The organism is Glutamicibacter sp. BS14, from assembly GCF_056934375.1.
In genome coordinates this window covers 3,588,812-3,609,542 of sequence record NZ_CM167801.1, presented here as the reverse complement: position 1 = coordinate 3,609,542, position 20,731 = coordinate 3,588,812, and the positions used below count along the sequence as shown (strand labels likewise).

General features: G+C 62.0%; 17 protein-coding genes and 1 tRNA gene. 17 read left to right on the top strand and 1 reads right to left on the bottom strand.

Going from position 1 to position 20,731, the window contains the following annotated elements; genetic code table 11:
* The first annotated feature begins 12 nt into the window (after positions 1-12).
* From AC1Z36_RS16970 to AC1Z36_RS16940, 7 genes are all read left to right on the top strand, one after another.
* Positions 13-1,611, top strand: coding sequence for an ABC transporter ATP-binding protein (locus tag AC1Z36_RS16970; protein WP_105657429.1), 1,599 nt, complete (start codon positions 13-15; stop codon positions 1,609-1,611).
* Complete coding sequence (locus AC1Z36_RS16965) at positions 1,608-2,813, top strand: ABC transporter permease (RefSeq protein ID WP_332489200.1); 1,206 nt, start codon at positions 1,608-1,610, stop codon at positions 2,811-2,813. The genes AC1Z36_RS16970 and AC1Z36_RS16965 overlap by 4 nt, the downstream gene beginning before the upstream one ends.
* Positions 2,810-4,081: an ABC transporter permease gene (locus AC1Z36_RS16960; RefSeq protein WP_105657431.1), complete on the top strand. Its 1,272-nt coding sequence runs from the start codon at positions 2,810-2,812 to the stop codon at positions 4,079-4,081. Before AC1Z36_RS16965 ends, AC1Z36_RS16960 begins: the two co-directional genes overlap by 4 nt.
* A 9-nt stretch (positions 4,082-4,090) precedes the next feature.
* On the top strand, positions 4,091-4,501 hold the full coding sequence (locus AC1Z36_RS16955; RefSeq protein WP_105657432.1) for a cytidine deaminase: 411 nt from the start codon (positions 4,091-4,093) through the stop codon (positions 4,499-4,501).
* Positions 4,502-4,544: 43 nt separating this feature from the next.
* On the top strand, positions 4,545-5,858 hold the full coding sequence (locus AC1Z36_RS16950; protein WP_105657433.1) for a thymidine phosphorylase: 1,314 nt from the start codon (positions 4,545-4,547) through the stop codon (positions 5,856-5,858).
* 457 nt (positions 5,859-6,315) lie between these two features.
* On the top strand, positions 6,316-6,990 hold the full coding sequence (locus tag AC1Z36_RS16945) for a DedA family protein (RefSeq protein WP_105657434.1): 675 nt from the start codon (positions 6,316-6,318) through the stop codon (positions 6,988-6,990).
* A gap of 103 nt (positions 6,991-7,093) precedes the next feature.
* Entirely contained in the window at positions 7,094-8,275 is a 1,182-nt protein-coding gene (locus AC1Z36_RS16940; RefSeq protein WP_402735733.1) for an adenosine deaminase, read from the top strand.
* An 87-nt stretch (positions 8,276-8,362) separates the two neighbouring features.
* Here the strand turns inward: AC1Z36_RS16940 and AC1Z36_RS16935 are convergent, their stop codons facing one another.
* Complete coding sequence (locus AC1Z36_RS16935; RefSeq protein ID WP_402735655.1) at positions 8,363-9,853, bottom strand: aldehyde dehydrogenase family protein; 1,491 nt, start codon at positions 9,851-9,853, stop codon at positions 8,363-8,365.
* 110 nt (positions 9,854-9,963) lie between these two features.
* On the opposite strand from AC1Z36_RS16935, the gene AC1Z36_RS16930 reads away from it, so the two are divergent.
* The 10 genes from AC1Z36_RS16930 to AC1Z36_RS16885 all read left to right on the top strand — a co-directional run bounded on the left by AC1Z36_RS16930 (position 9,964) and on the right by AC1Z36_RS16885 (position 20,712).
* A complete protein-coding gene (locus AC1Z36_RS16930) occupies positions 9,964-10,662 on the top strand; it encodes a MazG nucleotide pyrophosphohydrolase domain-containing protein (RefSeq protein ID WP_402735654.1) in 699 nt (232 codons plus the stop codon).
* A 92-nt stretch (positions 10,663-10,754) separates the two neighbouring features.
* Positions 10,755-12,035 (top strand): phosphopyruvate hydratase, encoded by a 1,281-nt coding sequence (gene eno / locus AC1Z36_RS16925; protein ID WP_105657437.1) that lies wholly within the window; start codon positions 10,755-10,757, stop codon positions 12,033-12,035.
* A 124-nt stretch (positions 12,036-12,159) separates the two neighbouring features.
* Positions 12,160-12,999, top strand: coding sequence for an FtsB family cell division protein (locus AC1Z36_RS16920; RefSeq protein ID WP_286134178.1), 840 nt, complete (start codon positions 12,160-12,162; stop codon positions 12,997-12,999).
* Between the two features lie 29 nt (positions 13,000-13,028).
* Positions 13,029-13,730, top strand: a complete 702-nt coding sequence (locus AC1Z36_RS16915) for a DUF501 domain-containing protein (RefSeq protein ID WP_105657439.1) — start codon at positions 13,029-13,031, stop codon at positions 13,728-13,730.
* Positions 13,730-14,656 (top strand): Ppx/GppA phosphatase family protein, encoded by a 927-nt coding sequence (locus AC1Z36_RS16910; RefSeq protein ID WP_402735653.1) that lies wholly within the window; start codon positions 13,730-13,732, stop codon positions 14,654-14,656. The genes AC1Z36_RS16915 and AC1Z36_RS16910 overlap by 1 nt, the downstream gene beginning before the upstream one ends.
* A gap of 64 nt (positions 14,657-14,720) precedes the next feature.
* Positions 14,721-16,196 carry a S8 family serine peptidase gene (locus tag AC1Z36_RS16905; RefSeq protein WP_483561982.1) on the top strand — a complete coding sequence of 492 codons (1,476 nt, stop codon included), beginning with the start codon at positions 14,721-14,723 and terminating at the stop codon, positions 16,194-16,196.
* A gap of 190 nt (positions 16,197-16,386) precedes the next feature.
* Positions 16,387-17,754 carry an NAD(P)/FAD-dependent oxidoreductase gene (locus AC1Z36_RS16900; protein ID WP_402735652.1) on the top strand — a complete coding sequence of 456 codons (1,368 nt, stop codon included), beginning with the start codon at positions 16,387-16,389 and terminating at the stop codon, positions 17,752-17,754.
* A gap of 117 nt (positions 17,755-17,871) precedes the next feature.
* A tRNA-Leu gene (locus tag AC1Z36_RS16895) sits at positions 17,872-17,953 on the top strand.
* Between the two features lie 299 nt (positions 17,954-18,252).
* Entirely contained in the window at positions 18,253-19,059 is an 807-nt protein-coding gene (locus AC1Z36_RS16890) for a Bax inhibitor-1/YccA family protein (protein WP_426735313.1), read from the top strand.
* Positions 19,060-19,272: 213 nt separating this feature from the next.
* A complete protein-coding gene (locus tag AC1Z36_RS16885) occupies positions 19,273-20,712 on the top strand; it encodes an APC family permease (RefSeq protein WP_483561482.1) in 1,440 nt (479 codons plus the stop codon).
* Positions 20,713-20,731: the final 19 nt, after the last annotated feature.

Here is a 20,731-nt window from a genome sequence, read left to right as displayed (position 1 = left end):
GATGGTGGAATCGTGAAACTCGAACTACGAGGAATCTCGAAAGCCTTCGGTTCTTTCTACGCCAACAAAGATATCGACCTGACGGTCGATGACGCCCAGATTCACTGTCTGCTCGGCGAAAACGGTGCTGGAAAGTCCACGCTTATGAACGTGCTCTACGGGCTGTACCAGCCGACCGAGGGCCAAATTTTGCTGGACGGGAAGCCCGTCGAGTTCTCCGGACCGGGCGACGCCATGGCCTCGGGCATCGGCATGGTGCACCAGCACTTCATGCTGGTCCCGGTCTTCACCGTGGCAGAGAATATTGCCCTCGGCGCAGAAACCACCAAGGCTGGCGGCGTGCTTGACCTGCAGGTCACCCGCAAGAAGATCCGCGAGATCTCCGACCGCTACGGCTTCGACGTGGACCCGGACGCGGTCGTCGAAGACCTGCCCGTTGGCGTGCAGCAGCGTGTCGAGATCATCAAGGCCCTGGTGCGCGAGGCCAAGATCCTGATCCTCGATGAGCCGACCGCGGTGCTGACCCCGCAGGAAACCGACGAGCTGCTGGACATCATGCGCCAGCTCAAGGCCAACGGCACCTCCATCGTCTTCATCTCGCACAAGCTGCGCGAAGTGCGTGCCGTGTCCGATGTGATCACCGTGATCCGCCGCGGCCAGGTCATCGATTCGGTCTCCCCGGAATCCTCCACCACCGAGCTGGCCAACCTCATGGTCGGCCGCGCCGTGGAACTGAACCTGAACAAGGCCGCAGCCACTCCCGGGCAGGCGGTACTGCAGGTCAAGGACCTGACGGTCGTCGACCCGGCGGGCACCACCACGCTGGACTCGGTCACCTTGGATATCCATGCAGGCGAGATCCTGGCGATCGCCGGCGTGCAGGGCAACGGCCAGACCGAACTGACCGAAGCGATCCTGGGCACCCAGCCGGTGACGGGCGGCTCGGTCAAGCTCGCCGGCCAAGAGCTGGTTGGCAAGTCGGTCAAGCAGATCCTGCGCTCGGGCCTCGGCTTCGTTCCCGAAGACCGGTCGGTGCACGGCCTGGTCACCCAGTTCTCCATCGAGGAGAACCTGGTGCTGGACCTCTACGACCGCCCGCCCTTCGGCAAGGGCATCTCGATGAACCTGGAGGCGATCAAGAAGAACGCCGCGCAGCAGATCCAGGGCTTCGACGTGCGTACCGATAATCCGCTGAACCCTGCCTCCAGCCTCTCGGGCGGCAACCAGCAGAAGGTCGTGATGGCCCGCGAGCTGAGCCGCGATTTGAAGCTGTTCATCGCTTCGCAGCCGACCCGCGGCGTGGATGTGGGATCCATCGAGTTCCTGCACCGCCGCATCGTGGCCGAGCGAGACAAGGGCACCCCGGTGATGATCGTTTCCACCGAGCTGGACGAGGTCATGGAATTGGCCGACCGCATCGCCGTGCTCTACAAGGGCAGGATCAACGGCATCGTGCCGGGCGACACCTCCCGCGAGGTGCTGGGCTTGATGATGGCCGGCGTTTCGCAGGAAGAAGCCCTGGCCCAGGCCGAATTCGCGAAGGCGGAGAACGAGCCGGTTGAAGCCCAGCCAGCTAGCGAGCATGACAACCAGGAAGGAGAAGCGCAGTGAGCGAGAAAGCACCTGTGGTTCCCGGCTCCGGCAAGCCGGGCAATGACCTCTTGCGCCAAATCACCCAGGGACCAGGCCTGGTCTCGGTCCTCGGCGTCATCGTCGCACTGGTCATCGGCGGCCTGCTGATTGCGGTCACCGATGAGAAGGTGGGCGAAACGGCCGGCTACCTCTTCGCCCAGCCTTCGGCCTTCTTCGGCGAATTCTGGCGTGCGGCCACCGAAAGCTATGTGGCGCTGTTCAACGGCTCGATCTACAACTCCTCGCAGGGGTTCAAGCCGTTCCTGGAGACCCTGACCGTCTCCACCCCGCTGATCTGCGCCGGCTTGGGCGTGGCCGTGGCATTCCGCGCCGGCCTGTTCAACATCGGTGCCCAGGGCCAGATCATCATCGGCTCGGTGCTGGCCGCCTACATCGGCTTCGCCTGGCACCTGCCCATCGGCCTGCACCTGCTGCTGGTGATCGTCTTCGGCCTGCTCGGCGGCGCGATCTGGGGCGGCCTGGTCGGCCTGCTCAAGGCCAAGACCGGCGCCCACGAAGTGATCCTCACGATCATGTTCAACTACGTGGCCGTGTACCTGATCGACTTCCTGATGAACACCCAGGCCTTCCGCCGTCCCGGCGAGACCAACCCGATCTCGCCGATCCTGGACAGCTCGGCCATCTTCCCGGCGATCCCCGGTTCGCGTTTGCACCTGGGCTTCGTGATGGCGGTGCTGCTGGTGCTGGCCGTGTCCTGGATGTTCAAGCGCTCCACCGTGGGCTTCGAATTCCGCGCCGTGGGCCACAACCCGGAAGCCGCGCAGACCGCCGGCATCAACGTGGCCCGCACCACCATCATTGCGATGGCGCTGGCTGGCGCCTTGGCCGGTGCCGCAGGCGTGGCACAGGTGGCAGGCACCGAAAAGGTGCTCACCGGCGGCATCGCCGGCTCGCTGGGCTTCGACGCGATCACCGTGGCGTTGCTGGGCCGCTCCACCCCGTGGGGCACCTTCTTCGCCGGCCTGCTCTTCGGCGCGTTCCAGGCCGGTGCGGTGAACATGCAGATCACCACCGGCACCCCGATCGACATCGTTTCGGTGGTGCAGTCGCTGATCGTGCTGTTCATCGCCGCCCCGCCGCTGGTCAAGGCCATCTTCGGCATGAACCGCAAGAAGAAGCGCAGCTCCAAGCTCGAACCTACTAAGGCAGGTGCCAAGTGACCTCTTCCACCTTGCAGCCGGCAATCAACGTCCTGCCGAGCAAGAAGACCCCGATCATCCTCTCGGTGATCGCAGTGATCGTCTTCTTCAGCTTCGGCCTGCTGGGCAACGACCAAGCCGCCCACTTTACGCTGAACAGCGCCGGCGACGCCTTCGAGCTGCCCGAACTGGTCTTCCCGGGCCGCATCACCAACATCGTGTTCGGCGTGCTGCTGCTGGCCATTGCCGCCTACGCGTGGATGCAGCGCAAGCAGGGCAGGATCCTGGCCACCTGGATGGTCGCCATCGCGGCGGTCCTGTTCGTGCTGGGCTTCCTGATCTGGGTGGTTTCCGGCGCCAACATCAACAGCATTTCGCTGGCCAGCCTGCTGGCCGGTGGCGTGGTGCTGGCCGTGCCGCTGGTCTTCGGTTCGCTTTCGGGCGTGCTGTGCGAGCGTGCCGGCGTGGTCAACATCGCCATCGAGGGCCAGCTGCTGGGCGGTGCTTTCACCGCGGCACTGGTCGCCTCGCTGACCCAGAGCGCCTTCGCGGGCCTGGTTGCCGCCGGCCTGGCCGGCGCCATGGTCTCGCTGGTCCTGGCGGTCTTCTCCATCAAGTACGTGGTCAACCAGATCATCGTCGGCGTGGTCCTGAACGTGCTGGTTTCGGGCATCACCGGCTTCCTGTTCACCACCGTGATGCAGGAGGACCCGGAGCGCTTCAACTCGCCAGCGCACCTGCCGGTCATTGAAATCCCGCTGCTCTCCTCGATCCCGGTCATCGGCCCGATCCTGTTCAAGCAGTCGGTGATCGGCTACCTGATGTACCTGGCCGTCTTCCTGGTCTGGTTCGGCCTGTTCAAGACCAAGTGGGGCCTGCGCGTGCGCGCCGTGGGCGAGCATCCGAAGGCAGCCGATACCCTGGGCATCAAGGTCAACGCGATCCGCTTCTGGAATGTCACCCTCGGCGGCATCGTGGCCGGCATCGGCGGTTCCTTCTTCACCCTGGTGGCCATCGACTCCTTCACCAAGGAAATCTCCGGCGGCCGCGGCTTCATCGCGCTGGCCGCAGTCATCTTCGGCCGGTGGAACCCGATCGGCGCTTTCCTGGCCGCCCTGCTCTTCGGCTTCGCCGATAACTTGCAGGTGATCCTGACGATCATCGGCACCCCGGTACCGAGCCAGTTCATGGCCATGATGCCTTACCTGGTGACCATCTTCGCGGTGGCCGGATTGGTGGGGCGTTCGCGCGGACCGGCAGCTGCGGGCGAACCCTACGTGAAGGAATAGCGATTTCCCATGAATAGCAACAACGCGCCGTGGCCGCAGCTCGAAGCTGCGGCTGCGGCCGCGCTGTCCCAGGCCTACGCGCCCTACTCCGAGTTCCGGGTGGGTGCGGCGGCACTGACCAGCGACGGCCGCCTGATTTCCGGGTGCAACATCGAGAACGCCGCCTACGGGGTCACCCTGTGCGCTGAATGCGCCATGGTGGGCCAGCTCTTCGCCACCGGCGGGGGCACCATGGAATACTTCCTGTGCTTCGGCCAGCTGCGCGAGGGCGAGCTCGAACTGATTACCCCGTGCGGCCGGTGCCGCCAGCTGCTTTTCGAGCACCGCGGGGCGCAGCTGCTGATCAAGACAGCCCGCGGCATCGTGGGAATCGACGACCTCTTGCCTGACGCGTTCGGGCCGCAGAATCTCAACTTCTAGCGCCGGAGCACACCGGCCAACAGCAGAATGGAAGGTGCCTGATATGGCTACCGAGCAATTCAGTGCCGTCGAAGTCATCCGCGCCAAGCGCGATGGCGGCGAACTGAGCAACGAGATGATCGACTGGACCATCGATGCCTACACCCGCGGGGCCATCGCCGAAGAGCAGATGTCCGCGCTGAACATGGCCATCTACTTCCAGGGCATGAACCGCAACGAGATCTCGCGCTGGACTACTGCGATGATCAACTCCGGGGAACGCATGGACTTCTCTGCCCTCACCGACCCGTCGGGCAAGAAGCTGGCCACCACCGACAAGCACTCCACCGGGGGCGTGGGGGACAAGATCACCTTGCCGCTGGCTCCGCTGGTCGCCAGCTTCGGCGTGGCCGTCCCGCAGCTCTCGGGCCGCGGGCTGGGCCACACCGGCGGCACCCTGGACAAGCTCGAAGCCATTCCCGGCTGGAAGGCGGATCTGTCCAACGAAGCGCTGTTCTCCCAGCTGTCCAACGTCGGCGCGGTCATCTGCGCCGCCGGCACCGGACTGGCTCCGGCGGACAAGAAGCTCTATGCCCTGCGCGATGTCACCGCCACTGTGGAAGCCATCCCGCTGATCGCGTCATCGATCATGAGCAAGAAGATCGCCGAAGGCACCGGCACCCTGGTGCTGGATGTGAAGGTCGGCTCCGGCGCGTTCATGAAGGACGAGGCCATGGCCCGCGAACTGGCCGAGACGATGGTGAACCTGGGCACCGATGCGTCGGTGAACACCGTGGCTCTGCTGACCAACATGGAAACCCCGCTGGGCCTGACCGCCGGCAACGCCATCGAGGTCGAGGAATCCGTTGAGGTCCTGGCAGGCGGCGGACCAGAGGACGTCGTGGAGCTGACCGTGGCCCTGGCCACCGAGATGCTTGCCGGGGCAGGCATCAAGGATGCGGATGTCCCCGGTGCGCTGAAGAACGGCAAGGCCATGGACATCTGGCGCAAGATGATCGCGGCCCAGGGCGGCGATCCGGATGCCAAGCTGCCGGTAGCCAAGGAATCGCACACCGTGGTGGCGCCCGCCGAGGGCGTGCTGATCAAGCTCGACGCGATGGACATCGGCCTGGCCGCGTGGACCCTGGGCGCAGGACGTGCCCGCAAGGAAGACAGCGTCCAGGCCGGCGCCGGCGTGCGCATGCACGTGAAGCCAGGTGCCTTGGTTCGCCGTGGCGAGCCGATTGCCACCTTGCTGACCGACACCCCGGCCAAGATGGAGCGTGCCATCGAGCTGGTCCAGCGCGCCATCATGATCGGTTCGGCCGATGACCGTCCGGACACCCGCCTGATCCTGGACCGCATCGCCGCCAAGTAGCCGAATCCGGATTGGCGCTCAAGGAGCCGGGAAACACGTTGCCGTGTTTCCCGGCTCTTTCGCTTGCCGGCGACCGATCCGCTGGCAATCAGTGCCCCGCTCCAGAAATATCGGGAGCCTGGTCGCCCTGCGAGTGCTCTTCCCCGGCCTCGCTGCCTGCATCAGCTGGGCTTTTCTTTTCCGGAGGGCTCTGCAGGTCCGTTCGTCTTCGAAGTTGCGGTAGCAATGGCCTGGCATCCTGGTGGTTCCCAGGCCAGCTGCCGCAGTGGAAGTTCCCAGAAAGTTCCCGGGAACAATAACGGCGTAGTCAAACGTTAGTCAGTTAACTCCTACCTGGGTAGCAGATGGGAATTGTCCACAACGCAACGTAAGCAGGATGCGCGCAGGTGAGTTCTCGAGCGAAAATGGAGAGACATTCAGCGCATGGAGCGCCTTGGGAAAGCAGATGTAGGCACGCATGGAATTAGTCAATGAGGCAATCACGCAGGCCGCCAGCGCATGGTGGATCCTGCCGTTATTGTTTCTGTTCTGCATGATCGATGCGATTTTCCCCCTCGTCCCGAGTGAATCCTTTTTGGTTTCGCTGGCCGCGGTCGGCGTCCACACCGGTGTTCCCAACCTTGTCTTGATTGGCTTGCTCGGTGCCGGCGGTGCCTTGCTCGGCGACCAGATCACGTACGCCATCGGACGCAAGATCGGATCCAGGGGCTTCAAGTGGATGCGCGGGCAACGCGCGCAGCGGGTGCTGAACTATGCCGAGAAGAAACTTGAAACCTCGGGCGCTCTGCTGATTTTCACGGCCCGATACATCCCGATTGGCCGAGTGGCCGTGAACCTGACCGCGGGCGCCACCGGATTCAGCCACAAGCGCTTCACCCTCTTCGACACCATCGGCGTACTGACCTGGGCTGCCTACTCCGTCAGCATCGGTGCGCTGGCCGGCAACTGGATGCACGACAACAAGCTGCTGGGCATTGCAGTTTCCATTGTCATCGCCGTAGTGCTCGGATTCGTCATCGACCGGATCGTCAGCTGGGTGCTGGATCGCCTGCATCGGCGCGCGGCGAAGCGCGAAGGGCACCCGGTGCAACCAGCCAGGCAGACCGTCCCGCCAACCCCTGACGAGGGTTAACCTCCCGTATTGATCAGGGTCACATAGTGGCTCGCAGATCTTTACCCGTTGGAGCTGTCAGTTCCGCGAAAATGCGACTAGGCTCAGTGGTGTGACTGAAGAAATGATTCATACTGACTACGATCCCGAATTCGACTTCCGGGATCTGCCTAAAGTTTCGCTCCATGACCACCTCGACGGTGGTTTGCGCCCTCAGACGATCATCGAGCTGGCCGCCGAGATTGGACACGAGCTGCCAGAGACCGAAGCAGAAGCTTTGGGCGAATGGTTCCGTGAATCAGCCGACTCCGGCTCGCTGCCACGCTACCTGGAAACCTTCGAGCACACCGTCGCGGTCATGCAGACCCGAGATGCGCTGATCCGCGTTGCCCGCGAATTCGTAGAGGACCTCGCTGAAGACGGTGTCATCTACGGCGAAGTCCGCTATGCACCAGAGCAGCACCGCCGCGAAGGCTTGAGCCTGGACGACGTCGTCGACGCCATCCAGGAAGGCCTGGACCAGGCCTGCGAGCAGCTCAACGCCGAGGGCCACCCGATGCAGATCGGCCAGATCGTTACCGCCATGCGCCACAGCGACCAAGGCGTGGAAATCGCCAAGCTGGCCCTGCGCCACCGTGGTCGTGGCGTCGTCGGTTTCGATATCGCCGGTGCTGAAGATGGCTTCCCGCCCTCAGTGATGAAGGAAGCTTTCGACCTGCTGGCCGAGAATCTCTTCCCAACCACCGTGCACGCTGGCGAAGCAGCCGGCCTGGATTCCATCAAGGAAGCCATCCTGATCGGCCGCGCCCAGCGCCTGGGCCACGGAGTCCGCGTAGCCGAGGACATCGAGATCGAGTTCGGAGCTATCGACGAGAACGGCGAAGAACTCAGCGACGATACCGGCCTGGTATCGCTGGGCCCGGTAGCGAACTGGGTCCGCGAACGCGGCATCCCGCTGGAAGTCTGCCCGTCCTCGAACCTGCAGACCGGTGCTACCTCCAAATTCGGCGAAGGCATCGGGAACCACCCGATCGACCTGCTGGTCCAGACCGGTTTCAATGTCACCATCTCGCCGGATAACCGCCTGATGTCCGGCACCACCTTGTCCGATGAGTTCGAATTGCTGGTAGAAGCCTTCGACTACGACTTGGAAGATCTGCTGGATCTGACGCTGAACGCCGCCGAAGCTGCTTTCGTCCCGCTGGAAATGCGCGAGCTGCTCGTTGAGTACATCAACGACTACTACGACAACCTGCTGGATGACGAGGACTACGAAGAAGACGAATACGAAAACGTCGCCGACTAGTTCCAGGACCCAGCCGCCAGGCAACCACCGAAGCCGTCCCTTGCCCAAGCAAGGGGCGGCTTCGCTGGTTCCAAGGGCAGGTGGTTCCTAGAACGGGTACTGCTTCTTGGTGGACTGCACGCCGACCCAGTGATCGGTGGTGAATTCCTCGATAGCCCACTCGCCGTTGAAACGGCCCAGACCCGAATTCTTCTCGCCACCGAACATCACATGCGGTTCATCATTGACGGTGATGTCATTGACGTGAGTCATCCCGGCCTTGATGCCGCGGGCAAAGGCGACGCCCTTCTCCAGGTTTTGCGTGAAAACGGCCGAGGACAAGCCGAATTCGGTGTCGTTGGCCAGTTCCAGCGCATGCTCTTCGGAGTCGGCCTTGGCGATGCCCACGACCGGGCCGAAGATCTCCTCGCGGAACAGTTCCATGCCGCTGGTGACATCTGCGAAGACGTGGGGAGAGACCACACGGCCTGTGATCGAACCTGCCAGGACTTCGCGGGCGCCCTGGCCACGTGCGGTCTTGATCTTGCCGCTCACCGACGCCAACTGCGCATCATTGATGATCGGTCCCACGAGGTTGGCTGGATCGGCGGCATCGCCATAGCCGAGCTTGCCGACCTGCTCGATGAACTTCTCGATGAAGGCCTCGTAGACCGGAGCCTGGACGATGATGCGGTTGATGGCCATGCAGATCTGCCCCTGGTGCAAGAACTTGCCCAGGGTCGCGGCCTTGGCTGCTTCGTCAAGATCAGCGTCTTCGAGCACGACGAATGGCGCGTTGCCGCCAAGCTCCAGCGCCACGCGTTTCATGTGCTCGCCGCTGACCGCGATTTTCCCGACGTTCTTGCCCACCGGAGTCGAACCGGTGAACGAAACCAGCGACGGGGTCCGATGCGCCACGAAGTAATCGCCGATTTCCGAACCGGACCCAACCACTGCGTTCAGCACGCCATCTGGCAGGCCAGCCTCGGCGAAAGCCTTGGCCAGGACCAAGGCTCCCACCAGCGGGGTATCCGAGGCGGGTTTGAGCACCACCGCATTGCCCAGGGCCAGGGCCGGCGCTACGGACCGGGCCGACAGCAGCAGCGGGAAGTTCCACGGGCTGATGACGCCCACCACGCCGACCGGTTCGCGGTAGACCCGGTTCTCCTTGCCCTCGGCATTGGAGGGCAGGATCTTGCCGTGCACGCGGGTGGGGAAGGTGGCTGCTTCGCGGATGGCAGCGATGGTGCCGCCCAGTTCGATGTTCGCCTTCAACTGCGTGGAACCGGACTCGGCGGTCAACAGCGCCAGGATGCCCTCGAAGTTCGACTGCAGGTAGTCGGCGGCCTGGTTCAAGACCTTCGAGCGCTTGCCGGGGGAGAGCGCCGCCCAGCCTGGCTGCGCAGCGGCGGCAGCGCCATAGGCGTCGTCGACGTCGTCGGTCGACGCCTGGCGGATCTCGGCCAGGAGCGAGTCATCAAAAGGGTTGGCAGTGCGCAGGATGCGCTCGGAGCGCCCCTCAACCCACCGGCCGCCGATGAAGAGTTTGGCTGGAAGCTGATCCAGGAATTCCAGCTGGGCGGTGTCTTGGACGGTCATTGGCAATCCTTCGCGTCGTCGGGATGAACTACGGCCATGCTAGCCCGAATGGGCAGCAATGGGCAGCTCCTTGGCCGCAGGCTGAAAGCCCGCTTCGATAGCATGTTCCTATGCCGGAGAACAGAACGCAGCTAGAGCAGCTCAACGCCACCGTACGGACCCTTCGCAGCAGATGCGCCTGGACTGGCGCGCTGACTCACGAGTCGCTGCGCACCTACCTCATTGAGGAAAGCTATGAGGTACTGGACGCCATCGCCGAACGGAACCCGGATCTGTTGAAGGAGGAGCTGGGGGACTTGTTCTTCCAGATCCTGCTGCATTCGCTGATCGCCGAGGAGCAAGACCATTTCGGCCTGGAAGATGTCGCCGAAACGCTGAATGCGAAGCTATTGCGCCGCAACCGGCATATTTTCGACGAGCAGGGCCAGGTCCGCCAGGACGTCATCACGGATGTGGATGAGATTATCCGCGTGTGGGATGCGGCGAAGCAGGCCGAACGCGCCGGCCAGCCGAAGAAGCGGAAGAACGCGGGACTGCCCGCTGGGCTGCCGTCCCTGGCGCTCGCGCAGAAATTGCTTGATCGCCATGCCAGAGCAGGATCGGCACAGCCCGCGGCCGGGCTAGTCACCGAGCAGATCCGTGAACGAATCGTCGACGAGTTCTCCCTGGCCAAGGAATTAATGGCCCTGTCAGCGAGGGCCGAGGAGCTGGGCCTGGATGCCGAATCGGTGCTGCGTGCGGCCCTGGGCCAGCAATACGGCGCGGAAACTGGCGCAACAACATCGCCCAAATCACCTTCGAAGCGCTAGGCTAGAGACAGGCAATGGCGCCGACGGTCTTATCAGCGACCGCTGGTTGACCTGCCCCAAGACCACCCCTTTTCTACAAGGAGTCCATACTCATGGCATTGATTGACGCCATTCACGCGCGCGAAATCCTTGATTCCCGCGGCAATCCGACCGTCGAGGTCGAGGTCCTGCTATCCGACGGCTCGCATGGCCGTGCTGCTGTTCCTTCCGGTGCATCCACCGGCGCTTTCGAAGCAGCTGAGCGTCGCGACGGCGACAAAGACCGGTACCTCGGCAAGGGCGTACTGGGTGCTGTAGAGTCCGTCATCGACGAAATCGCCGACGAGCTGGAGGGCCTTGACGCCACCGACCAGCGCGCCATCGATGCCACCATGATCGAACTGGACGGCACTGCCAACAAGTCCAAGCTGGGTGCAAACGCCATCCTCGGCGTCTCCCTGGCAGTGGCCAACGCCGCTGCAGTGAGCGCCAACCTGCCACTGTTCAAGTACCTGGGCGGCCCTAACGCGCACGTACTGCCAGTGCCACTGATGAACATCCTCAACGGCGGCTCCCACGCCGACTCCGACGTGGACATCCAGGAATTCATGATCGCCCCGCTCGGCGCGCCGACCTTCTCCGAGGGCCTGCGCTGGGGCGTCGAGGTCTACCACAACCTCAAGTCCGTGCTGAAGGAGAAGAACCTCTCCACCGGCCTGGGCGACGAGGGCGGTTTCGCTCCGAACCTGCCAAGCAACCGCGCGGCTCTGGAACTGATCACCGAAGCGATCAAGCGCGCTGGCTACACCCCGGGCGAAGACATCGCCCTGGCGCTGGATGTCGCTTCCTCCGAGTTCTACGAGAACGGCGCTTACCAGTTCGAGGGCCAGGCGCTCTCTGCCCAGGAAATGAGCGACTACTACGCTGGCCTGGTGGCCGACTTCCCATTGGTTTCGATCGAGGATCCACTGGATGAAGACGACTGGGATGGCTGGAAGACCCTGACCGACGCCATTGGCGACAAGGTGCAGCTGGTAGGCGACGACCTGTTCGTCACCAACCCGCAGCGCCTGGCCGACGGCATCGCCAAGGGCACCGCCAACTCGCTGCTGGTGAAGGTCAACCAGATCGGCACCCTGACCGAAACCATCGATGCAGTGACCATGGCGCAGCGTGCCGGGTACACCACCATCACCTCGCACCGTTCGGGTGAAACCGAAGATGTCACCATCGCTGACATCTGCGTGGCAACCAACGCCGGGCAGATCAAGACCGGTGCACCAGCTCGCTCCGAGCGCGTAGCCAAGTACAACCAGCTGCTGCGTATCGAAGAAGACCTGGGCGCCTCGGCGGTCTACGCTGGCCGTAGCGCGTTCCCGCGTTTCAACAGCTAATTTTCAGTAATAGCGAATAAGCTCGTCGGTAGTGGATACCGGCGGGCTTTTCGTTATTTAATGGAATTATCTTGCCAAGTCCACGGCAACACCGCAAGAAAAGCACCACGGGAATTGGGGGAGTATGGCTCAGCGACCACCGCGAATGCCTCGCCGTAATACTCCGGATCCGGCCGAAGAAGCCGTAATAACCCCGGTTGACCAGACGAAACATGACGGCGCAGGTTCCGAAGCTGAACCGCCTACCGACGCTCTGCGCATCGTCAGGCCACAAGCGCAGGCCAGGCAAACTCCTGCAACGCCGCGCCCACCGAAGGCCGCTCCCGCTGCGCAGAAGCCCAGAAGCGTTGCAGCACAGCCGAAATCGACGGCACGCCCAGCGTCAGATGCGTCACGTGAGCCGAAAAAATTTGCAGGAAATTACGCGCCGAAGCCGAAGGTGCCGCTGCGCGAACGTGCCAAGGAAAAGCAGAACGAACGCCGACGCGATGACCGGGTGAAGTTCTCTGCTGCCGTACGCCGCAAGCCGGGGCAGAAGCCGTCTGGCCAGAACCACGTCCCCGAGGGCGAACCCGTTGCTGCGCACCGGTTTTCCGGCCGTATCGCCGCCTTGATCGTGGTCCTGGCCTTCTTCGCAGTGATGCTCGTGCCCACGGTGAATTTCTACCGCACGCAGATGGCGGAGCTGAATGAGCTGAATGCCTCGATCGAAGCGCTGGAGACGCAGCGCGATGACCTCAAGGCAGAGATCGCGCGCTGGGATGACCCGCTGTACATCAAGCAGCAAGCACGCGAGCGGATAAACTTGGTAATGCCTGGTGAAAAGCTCTACATGGTGGTGGGTGAACGCCCTAAGGATGAAGAGACGCCCGCCGACGGCAACGGAAGCACCTTCGAGGTGCGCCAGGAACTTCCATGGGTTGATGCTCTGCTCGACTCCGTTCGACGTTCTGCCACTGACTAACCACTTTAAACACGAAGAGACTTATAACCGTGACTGAACAGCCAATCCGCGAAGCCCTTGACGCCGCCGGACGAGTACCCAGCGAAGCTGACCTCGACACCCTGTCCCGCCAGCTGAACCGCCCGGTGCGCGATGTGGTGGAGATCGGTGCGCGCTGCGTTTGCGGAAACCCTCTGGTAGCCACCACGGCACCGCGCCTTTCCTCGGGTATTCCCTTCCCCACCACCTACTACCTGGCGCACCCGGTGATCACTGCGGCAGTGTCGCGGTTGGAAGCTGCCGGGTTGATGAACGAGATGAATGACCGCCTGGGTGAGGACGCGCAGCTGGCGCAGGCTTATGTAGCTGCCCACGAGTCGTACCTGGCCAACCGCGATGCGATTGGCCAGCGCTCGGGAACCGGGGCCGTTCCGGAAATCGCTGGGGTCTCCGCTGGTGGCATGCCGACCCGCGTCAAGTGCTTGCACGTGCTGGTAGGGCACTCGCTGGCTGCCGGCGAGGGCGTGAACCCGCTGGGTGATGAAGCGCTGGCTGGGATTGCCCAGTGGTGGACCAAGGACAAGTGCTACTGCGTAGGTGCTTGGGATACCGAATCCGAGGCGCCGAGCCGTGACCGCTCGCGCCACGTGAAGACCCAGGAACAGCAGGACCCAGCGGCCAAGCGCGCAGAACGCGCCCGGAAGCGTGCCGTGCGTGAATCCGCACAGGGCGCTGACCAGGATGACGCCTAATGCGCGTGGCCGGTATTGACTGCGGAACCAACTCCATCCGTCTGCTGATCGCGGACATCGGGGCCGATGGCCCGCTGGTCGACGTGCTGCGCACCATGCGCATCGTGCGCTTGGGCCAGGGCGTTGACGCTACCGGCGCTTTCGCTCCCGAGGCCTTGGAGCGCACCTTTGAAGCTGCTCGCGAGTACAAGAAGCTGTGCGATGAGCATGGGGTGGAAGCCATCCGTTTCGCAGCGACCTCGGCGGCCCGCGATGCATCGAATCGCGAGGTCTTCACCGAGCGGATCACCAAGATCCTGGGCGTCGCCCCGGAAGTGATCAGCGGTGAAGAAGAAGCCTCCCTGTCCTTTGCCGGTGCGGCTTCGGTTCGGGACGGGCAAAGCGGCAAGAGCCTGGTGATCGACCTCGGTGGTGGATCCACTGAATTCGTTCTCGGTGATGCCACCGGCCCGTTGGCAGCCAAGAGCCTGGACATGGGTTGTGTGCGCGTTACCGAACGGTTCCACCAAGCGGGATTGCGTTCGGACCAGGCCTTGGAATTCATGGACAGCACCTTGGAATCCTTGGCCGGATCGGTTGACGTTGCGCAGGTCGACGCGGTGATCATGGTTGCAGGCACTTTCACGACGCTCACCGCCCAGGCCCTGGGATTGAAGCAGTACGAGTCGGAAAAGATCCATGGGGCGCAGCTGAGCTTCGCCCAGATGCGCCAAGCCACCGCCAGCATGCTTTCCTACAGCCGGGAAGAGCGCGCGGCACTGGGCTTCATGCATCCGGGACGAGTTGATGTGATCCAAGCTGGCGCAGCCATTGTGCAACGCATCCTTCATTACCTTGAAAAGGCCAGCGGGAACCGCGAAATGGTTCTGATTGCTTCCGAACACGATATTCTCGACGGAATCGCGGCTTCAGCTGCCGCCGCCTGAACCTGTCACCCAGTCACCGACCCAAGGAGATGTCTTGAGCTCAGCTTTGCGTGCCAGGAAAAGAATGGGCTTCCTCAAGCTCGGCTCTCTGCTTGTCGCAGCGCTGTTGGCCTTCACCCTGCTCAGCGTGGGCGTACCTGCCCGCGCTGACAACATGCGTGAGTCCGAATACTGGCTCAAGTCGTTGGGCGTGGCCGAAGCGCACAAGACGACAAAGGGCGAAGGCGTCAAAGTCGCGATCATTGATACCGGCATTGATACCGCGCATCCAGACTTGAAGGGTGCCGTGGTTGGCGGTGCTGATATGTCCGGCTCAGGCGGAGACAAGGGCAACAAGCCCATAGGCGTCATGAGCGAGCACGGCACCTTGGTGGCTACCTTGCTCGGCGGGCGCGGCAACAACAAGGGCGAAATCAAGCGGGTTAAATCCGAGAACGAGCGCTTGAAGGCCGCGTGGGAAAAGGCCAAGAAGACCGCCGAAGACGAAGACGAGGACATTCCCCAGGAACCTGAGTACGAAAAGGTGCCAAAGCTGAAGAGCGGCAAGGACGGCGTGCTCGGCGTCGCTCCGGCAGCAGACCTGCTGTCTGTGTCGCTGTGGATGGGCGAAGGCAACCCGGCGAAGATTCCAGTGGAAACCCAGATCCCCCGTGCCGTGAAATGGGCCGTGGATTCCGGGGCCAAGGTCATCAACATGTCTCTCGGTTCAACCAGCCCAGCATGGCCGGAAAGCTGGGATGACGCCTTCAAGTACGCAGAAGACCATGACGTGGTTATTGTTGCCGCTGCAGGCAACCGTTCGGGCGGCATGAGCCAGGTGGGCGCCCCGGCCACCATTCCGGGAGTGCTGACCGTGGCCGGCGTTGATGCCAGCGGCAAGGCTTCGCAGGATTCCTCGACCGAAGGCATTTCCATCGGCGTTGCAGCCCCTGCCGAGCAGTTGGTCGGCGGCTTGCCAGATGACGGCTACGCGCGCTGGTCCGGTACCTCCGGCGCGGCTCCTTTGGTGGCGGGCGTGGCCGCATTGATTCGTTCGGAATACCCGAACATGAAAGCTCCTGAGGTCATCAACCGCATCCTGAAGACCGCCAAGGACACCGGCACAGCCGGCGTGGACAACCTCTACGGCTACGGAATCATCGATGCGCAGGCGGCAGTGACGGCGAGCGTCCCCTCGGTATCCGAGAACCCGCTGGGCACGATCAGCGAGTGGATTCGCGTGCACCGCCGCGACACCCAGAAGACTGCTGATACCCCAGCTCCGGGCGTCTCGATGGAGAAATCGGACCTCAAGCAGGTCGCGGCGCCAGATCCGGTTATTCCCGATGACTCGGCACCGGCGCTTCAGCCGTTGCTGATCGTCGGCGGGGGAGTGCTCTTGCTGCTGGTGATCATTGCAGGCATCGCCCAGACCCTGGTGCGTCGTCGACGCGAGAAGGCTGCGGCGCGGCTTGGTTCGGCTTCCTTGAGTTCATTGAAAGTCCCGGATCAAGCTGGCGGCCGGGATCTGTTCGACGAGATTCCCGAAGAAGAGAAGTAAATAGCGGACAAAGCGGGGTGGAAACTGAAGATCCACCCCGCTTTTTCGCGCCTTCCGATGCTTAATTCGACAGGTTGGCGCGAACCTCGGCAGTCGGAAACGCCCATGCCTGGCGACGACGTGACACACCGAACGGAAATAGTTAGTGAATGTTTTCACTAACTCGAAAAATCCGCGTAGAATCAACAGTATGTCGATCATCGAAACCTCCCAGAAGCGTCCGCGCATTCTTATCGTCGGCGGTGGCTACGTAGGCCTGTACGTCGCGATGAAGTTGCAGAAGAAGGTCAAGGCACACGGCGGCATCGTCACCGTTGTCGACCCGAACCCGTACATGACTTACCAGCCATTCCTGCCAGAAGTTGCCGGTGGCCAGATTGAACCACGCCACGTTGTGGTCTCGCACCGTCAGCACCTGAAGCACTCCGAGCTGGTCAACGGCCGCGTGCTGAGCATCGACCATGCCAACAAGAAGGCTGTCATTGCTCCGGTCAACGGCGAGCAGTTCGAGCTGGAATACACCGATGTCGTGATGTCCGCTGGTGCGGTCACCCGTACCTTCCCCATCGCTGGCCTGGCTGAAACCGGCATTGGCCTGAAGACCATCGAAGAGGCCGTCGCCCTGCGCAACAAGGTTGCCGAGCGCATCGAGTCCGCTTCGAACATGAGTGATCCAGTTGCACGCAAGCGCGCCCTGACCTTCGTGGTTGTCGGCGGCGGCTTCGCCGGCATCGAGACCATCGCCGAGCTGGAAGACATGGCCCGTCACTTGATCGGCCTCAACGACCGCATCGATGCGAAGGAAGCACGCTTCGTCCTGATCGAGGCCATGGGCCGCATCATGCCAGAAGTCACCGCCGAGCAGGCGGAGTGGGTTGTCGATCACCTGCGCAGCCGCGGCATCGAGGTCTTGCTGAACACTTCGCTGAACAATGCCGAAGAAGGCAACCTGGAACTGATCAACATGGCCGACAAGTCCCCAGCGGGCGAGTTCGGTTCCGACACCTTGATCTGGACTGCTGGCGTCATGGCCAACCCGATGGTTCGCTCCACCGATTTCCCAATCGAGCAGCGCGGCCGCATCGAGACCCGCACGGACCTTCGTATCAAGGATGCCAACGGCGAACCTCTGGAAGGCGCCTGGGCAGCCGGCGATATCTCGGCAGTCAAGGACGTCACCGGCGGCCTGCCGGACGGCACCTGCGTTCCCAACGCACAGCACGCAGTGCGCCAGGCCAAGCTGTTGGCCAAGAACCTGTACGCTGCGCGCTACGGTGTTGGCACCATCAAGGAATACAAGCACTCCAACCTGGGCGCAGTTGCCGGCTTCGGCCGCAACAAGGGCGTTGCCAAGGTTGTTGGCATCAAGCTCAAGGGCTGGCCAGCATGGATGGCACACCGCGGCTACCACGGCATGGCCATGCCGACCTTCGAGCGCAAGTTCCGCGTCGTTGGCGACTGGCTGGTTGCACTGGTCTTCAAGCGCGATGCCCTGCAGCTGAACAACCTCGAAGCACCACGCACTGCTTTCGAAGAGTCGGCCAAGCCGAAGAAGTAGGCTTGAGCCGTAGTTGATCGACGATGATGCGAGGGGCCAAGCAATTGGCCCCTCGCGTACGTCAGCAAAGAAGGATTTTCTATTTGCTTTGCCGATCACGTAAAATTTGAGAGTCTTGCCCCTATGGTGGAATTGGCATACACGGCTGACTTAAAATCAGCTGCCGAAAGGCTTGTGGGTTCGAGTCCCACTGGGGGTACAGAATAAGGCCGTTGCTGTTCCGGATTTTCCGGTCAGCAGTGGTCTTTTCTTTTGCCAAAAGTGGGAGCGCATCCATCGTTCAACCTCAGGCATCGTGCATTCCACCAAAATCGGCTGCCAAGGCAACCTTGATGGTAGAACTTTCAAGAATATCGCTGACAGAGTAGTTTTTCTTCGGAAAAATGCCCTATATCATCCTTCCGACTGAGTGATTTCACAGCAATGCTCAATAGGATTAAGCAAAAGATCTTCAGCTAGCCACGTGCCGGCGCAATCGCAATCTATGGGGGAATGACATTGGGCAATCCAATTTTTGGTTCCAGCAGCCGCTCCGATGCTTGGGGAACCAAGCCTGGAAGTGCTGTTGGATTCCGTGACACCGCAAATATGAGCGCAGACCAGCTGCAGCAGATGTACCAGCAGCCTGCTGCAACCAGCGCCGACACCGGCCGCATGACCATCGGAACCACGATCAACAAGACCGTGCTCTGCCTGGCCTTGGTTGTTGTTGGCGCCGCGATTGGCTGGGGCATGCCGGCCCTCATGTTGCCAGGTGCCTTGGTTGGCTTTGTCCTCGGTCTGGTTAACGCTTTCAAGAAGCGCCCATCGCCTGTGCTCATCCTGCTGTATGCCGCGGCCCAGGGCCTGTTCCTTGGTGGTCTCTCCGGCTTCCTTGAAAGCCGGCCGGGCCTTGAGGGAATCGCTATCCAGGCTGTGCTGGCTACCCTGTGTGTTGCCGGCGTAACCTTGGCGCTGTACCGCTCGGGCAAGTACCGCATGACTCCCAAGCTGAACAAGATGTTCATGATCGGCATGGTCGGCCTGATCGTCTTCTCGCTGCTCAACATGGTTCTGATGCTCACCGGCGTCATCGATGGCATGTTCGGCATGCGCGGCGGAGTGCTCGGCTTGGTTATCGGTGTAGTTGCCGTTCTGCTGGCAACCTACGCACTGGTTGCCGACTTCACCATGATCGAGGAATTGTCCGACCAGGGTGCTCCAGCCATCATGGCATGGCGCGGCGCCTTCGGCCTGACCATGACCCTGATCTGGCTGTACACCGAGATCCTGCGTATTCTCGCGATCCTGCGTGGCGACGACTAGCCGCAATAGCATAGCTTGCAAGGACCAGTGCCCATTTCGGGCACTGGTCCTTGCCCGTTAATCGCCTGTTCAAATATGAATTTTTATGATCGACTGCAACCGCCTATGCCATGGAAAATGACAGCTGATTGGGCGCTCATGCGAAACCTTGGTTAGATTCTCCTGTAGCTATTCAGTTACTCAACTCACAGCAGATTTGGCAGGAGGAACGCAATGGCAGTCGAGCAATCAGCGGGAAAAACGCCGGGGCTGGTGAAATCCTTGGGCAACTTGGATGCCCTGGCCCTAGGGTTCGGTGCAATGATCGGCTTCGGCTGGGTAGTGCTGACCGGTGGGTGGCTGGATAACGCCGGCACCATGGGGGCGGTCCTGGCCATGCTCGTTGGCGGTGGCATCATGGCGGTCGTTGGCCTGACCTATGCCGAACTGACCGCGGCCATGCCCAAAGCCGGTGGCGAGCATAACTTCATCCTGCGCGCCTTGGGCGCCCGGCCTTCGTTTATCGGATCGTGGGCAATTACCGGCGGCTATGTCACGATTGTGGCTTTCGAGGCGGTTGCTTTGCCACGAACCGTGGAATACATCTTCCCGGGCATGAGCCAGATCCCCTTGTGGACGGTTGCCGGTTTTGAAGTAAATCTGACGTGGGCGTTGGTAGGCGTGCTTTCAGCGGTGGTGATCACCTGGATCAATATTCGCGGCGTGAAGCAAGCTGGCGTATTGCAGACCTTCGTGGTGCTCTTCCTGGTGGCAATCGGTGCCCTGATGATTGCCGGCGCCTTTGCCGGCGGCGAAGCCAAGAACATGGAACCTTTCTTCACCCCTGGAACCAGCGGGTTCTTTGCCGTGCTGGTGGCGGTGCCATTCCTGTTCATCGGTTTTGACGTGATTCCGCAGTCCGCTGAAGAAGTGAAGATTCCGGCCAAGCAAATTGGCAAGCTCGTAGTCGTCTCCGTAGTCTTGGCCACCATCTGGTACGTCATGGTTGTCCTGACCACAGCGTCAGCGATGCCAGCTGCGCAACTGGCTGGAGCTGACATTGCAACGGCGGATGCTTTCGGGGCCATGTTCGGTTCGGAGCTGATGGCCAAGGTGCTGATTGCCGGTGGCATTGCCGGCATCTTGACTTCATGGAACTCTCTATTGCTGGGAGCTTCGCGATTGGTCTACTCCCTGGCCCGAAGCGGCATGCTTCCTTCCTGGTTTGGCGCATTGCATCCCGAATACCGCACGCCAGCCAACGCACTGGTCTTCATCGGTGGAATCTCCATGCTGGCCCCATTCTTCGGCGCTGAAATGCTGGGGTGGCTCGTGGATTCGGGGGCGCCAAGCATCATCGTGGCCTACTTCCTGGTCTCGGTCACCTTCCTTGTGCTGCGCAAGCGCGAACCCATGATGGATCGTCCGCTGCGCGTTGGCGGCAACGGAATTGCTGGGACTATCATCGGCTGGACTTCAGTCCTGCTCACCGCTGCGCTCTTCAGCCTCTACATGCCCGGCATGCCGGCCTCGCTGAGCTGGGAACCGTGGGCCATCTTCGCCATTTGGTGGGCACTGGGGGCAATTTTCTTCTTCAAGGTACCCGCGGGCATCAAGCCCGGTGAAGACGCTGAGGAGAGGGTCCTTGAAGCGGTCATGCGCCGCCGGAGATAGCATGTGCGAAGCGCCTGAT

Coding starts and splice junctions, on each gene's coding strand:
- eno (WP_105657437.1), top strand. CDS start 10,755: ATGGCATTGATTGACGCCATTCACGCGCGCGAAATCCTTGATTCCCGC.
- AC1Z36_RS16945 (WP_105657434.1), top strand. CDS start 6,316: ATGGAATTAGTCAATGAGGCAATCACGCAGGCCGCCAGCGCATGGTGG.
- AC1Z36_RS16910 (WP_402735653.1), top strand. CDS start 13,730: ATGCGCGTGGCCGGTATTGACTGCGGAACCAACTCCATCCGTCTGCTG.
- AC1Z36_RS16900 (WP_402735652.1), top strand. CDS start 16,387: ATGTCGATCATCGAAACCTCCCAGAAGCGTCCGCGCATTCTTATCGTC.
- AC1Z36_RS16905 (WP_483561982.1), top strand. CDS start 14,721: ATGGGCTTCCTCAAGCTCGGCTCTCTGCTTGTCGCAGCGCTGTTGGCC.
- AC1Z36_RS16920 (WP_286134178.1), top strand. CDS start 12,160: ATGGCTCAGCGACCACCGCGAATGCCTCGCCGTAATACTCCGGATCCG.
- AC1Z36_RS16950 (WP_105657433.1), top strand. CDS start 4,545: ATGGCTACCGAGCAATTCAGTGCCGTCGAAGTCATCCGCGCCAAGCGC.
- AC1Z36_RS16955 (WP_105657432.1), top strand. CDS start 4,091: ATGAATAGCAACAACGCGCCGTGGCCGCAGCTCGAAGCTGCGGCTGCG.
- AC1Z36_RS16930 (WP_402735654.1), top strand. CDS start 9,964: ATGCCGGAGAACAGAACGCAGCTAGAGCAGCTCAACGCCACCGTACGG.
- AC1Z36_RS16935 (WP_402735655.1), bottom strand. CDS start 9,853: ATGACCGTCCAAGACACCGCCCAGCTGGAATTCCTGGATCAGCTTCCA.
- AC1Z36_RS16940 (WP_402735733.1), top strand. CDS start 7,094: ATGATTCATACTGACTACGATCCCGAATTCGACTTCCGGGATCTGCCT.
- AC1Z36_RS16885 (WP_483561482.1), top strand. CDS start 19,273: ATGGCAGTCGAGCAATCAGCGGGAAAAACGCCGGGGCTGGTGAAATCC.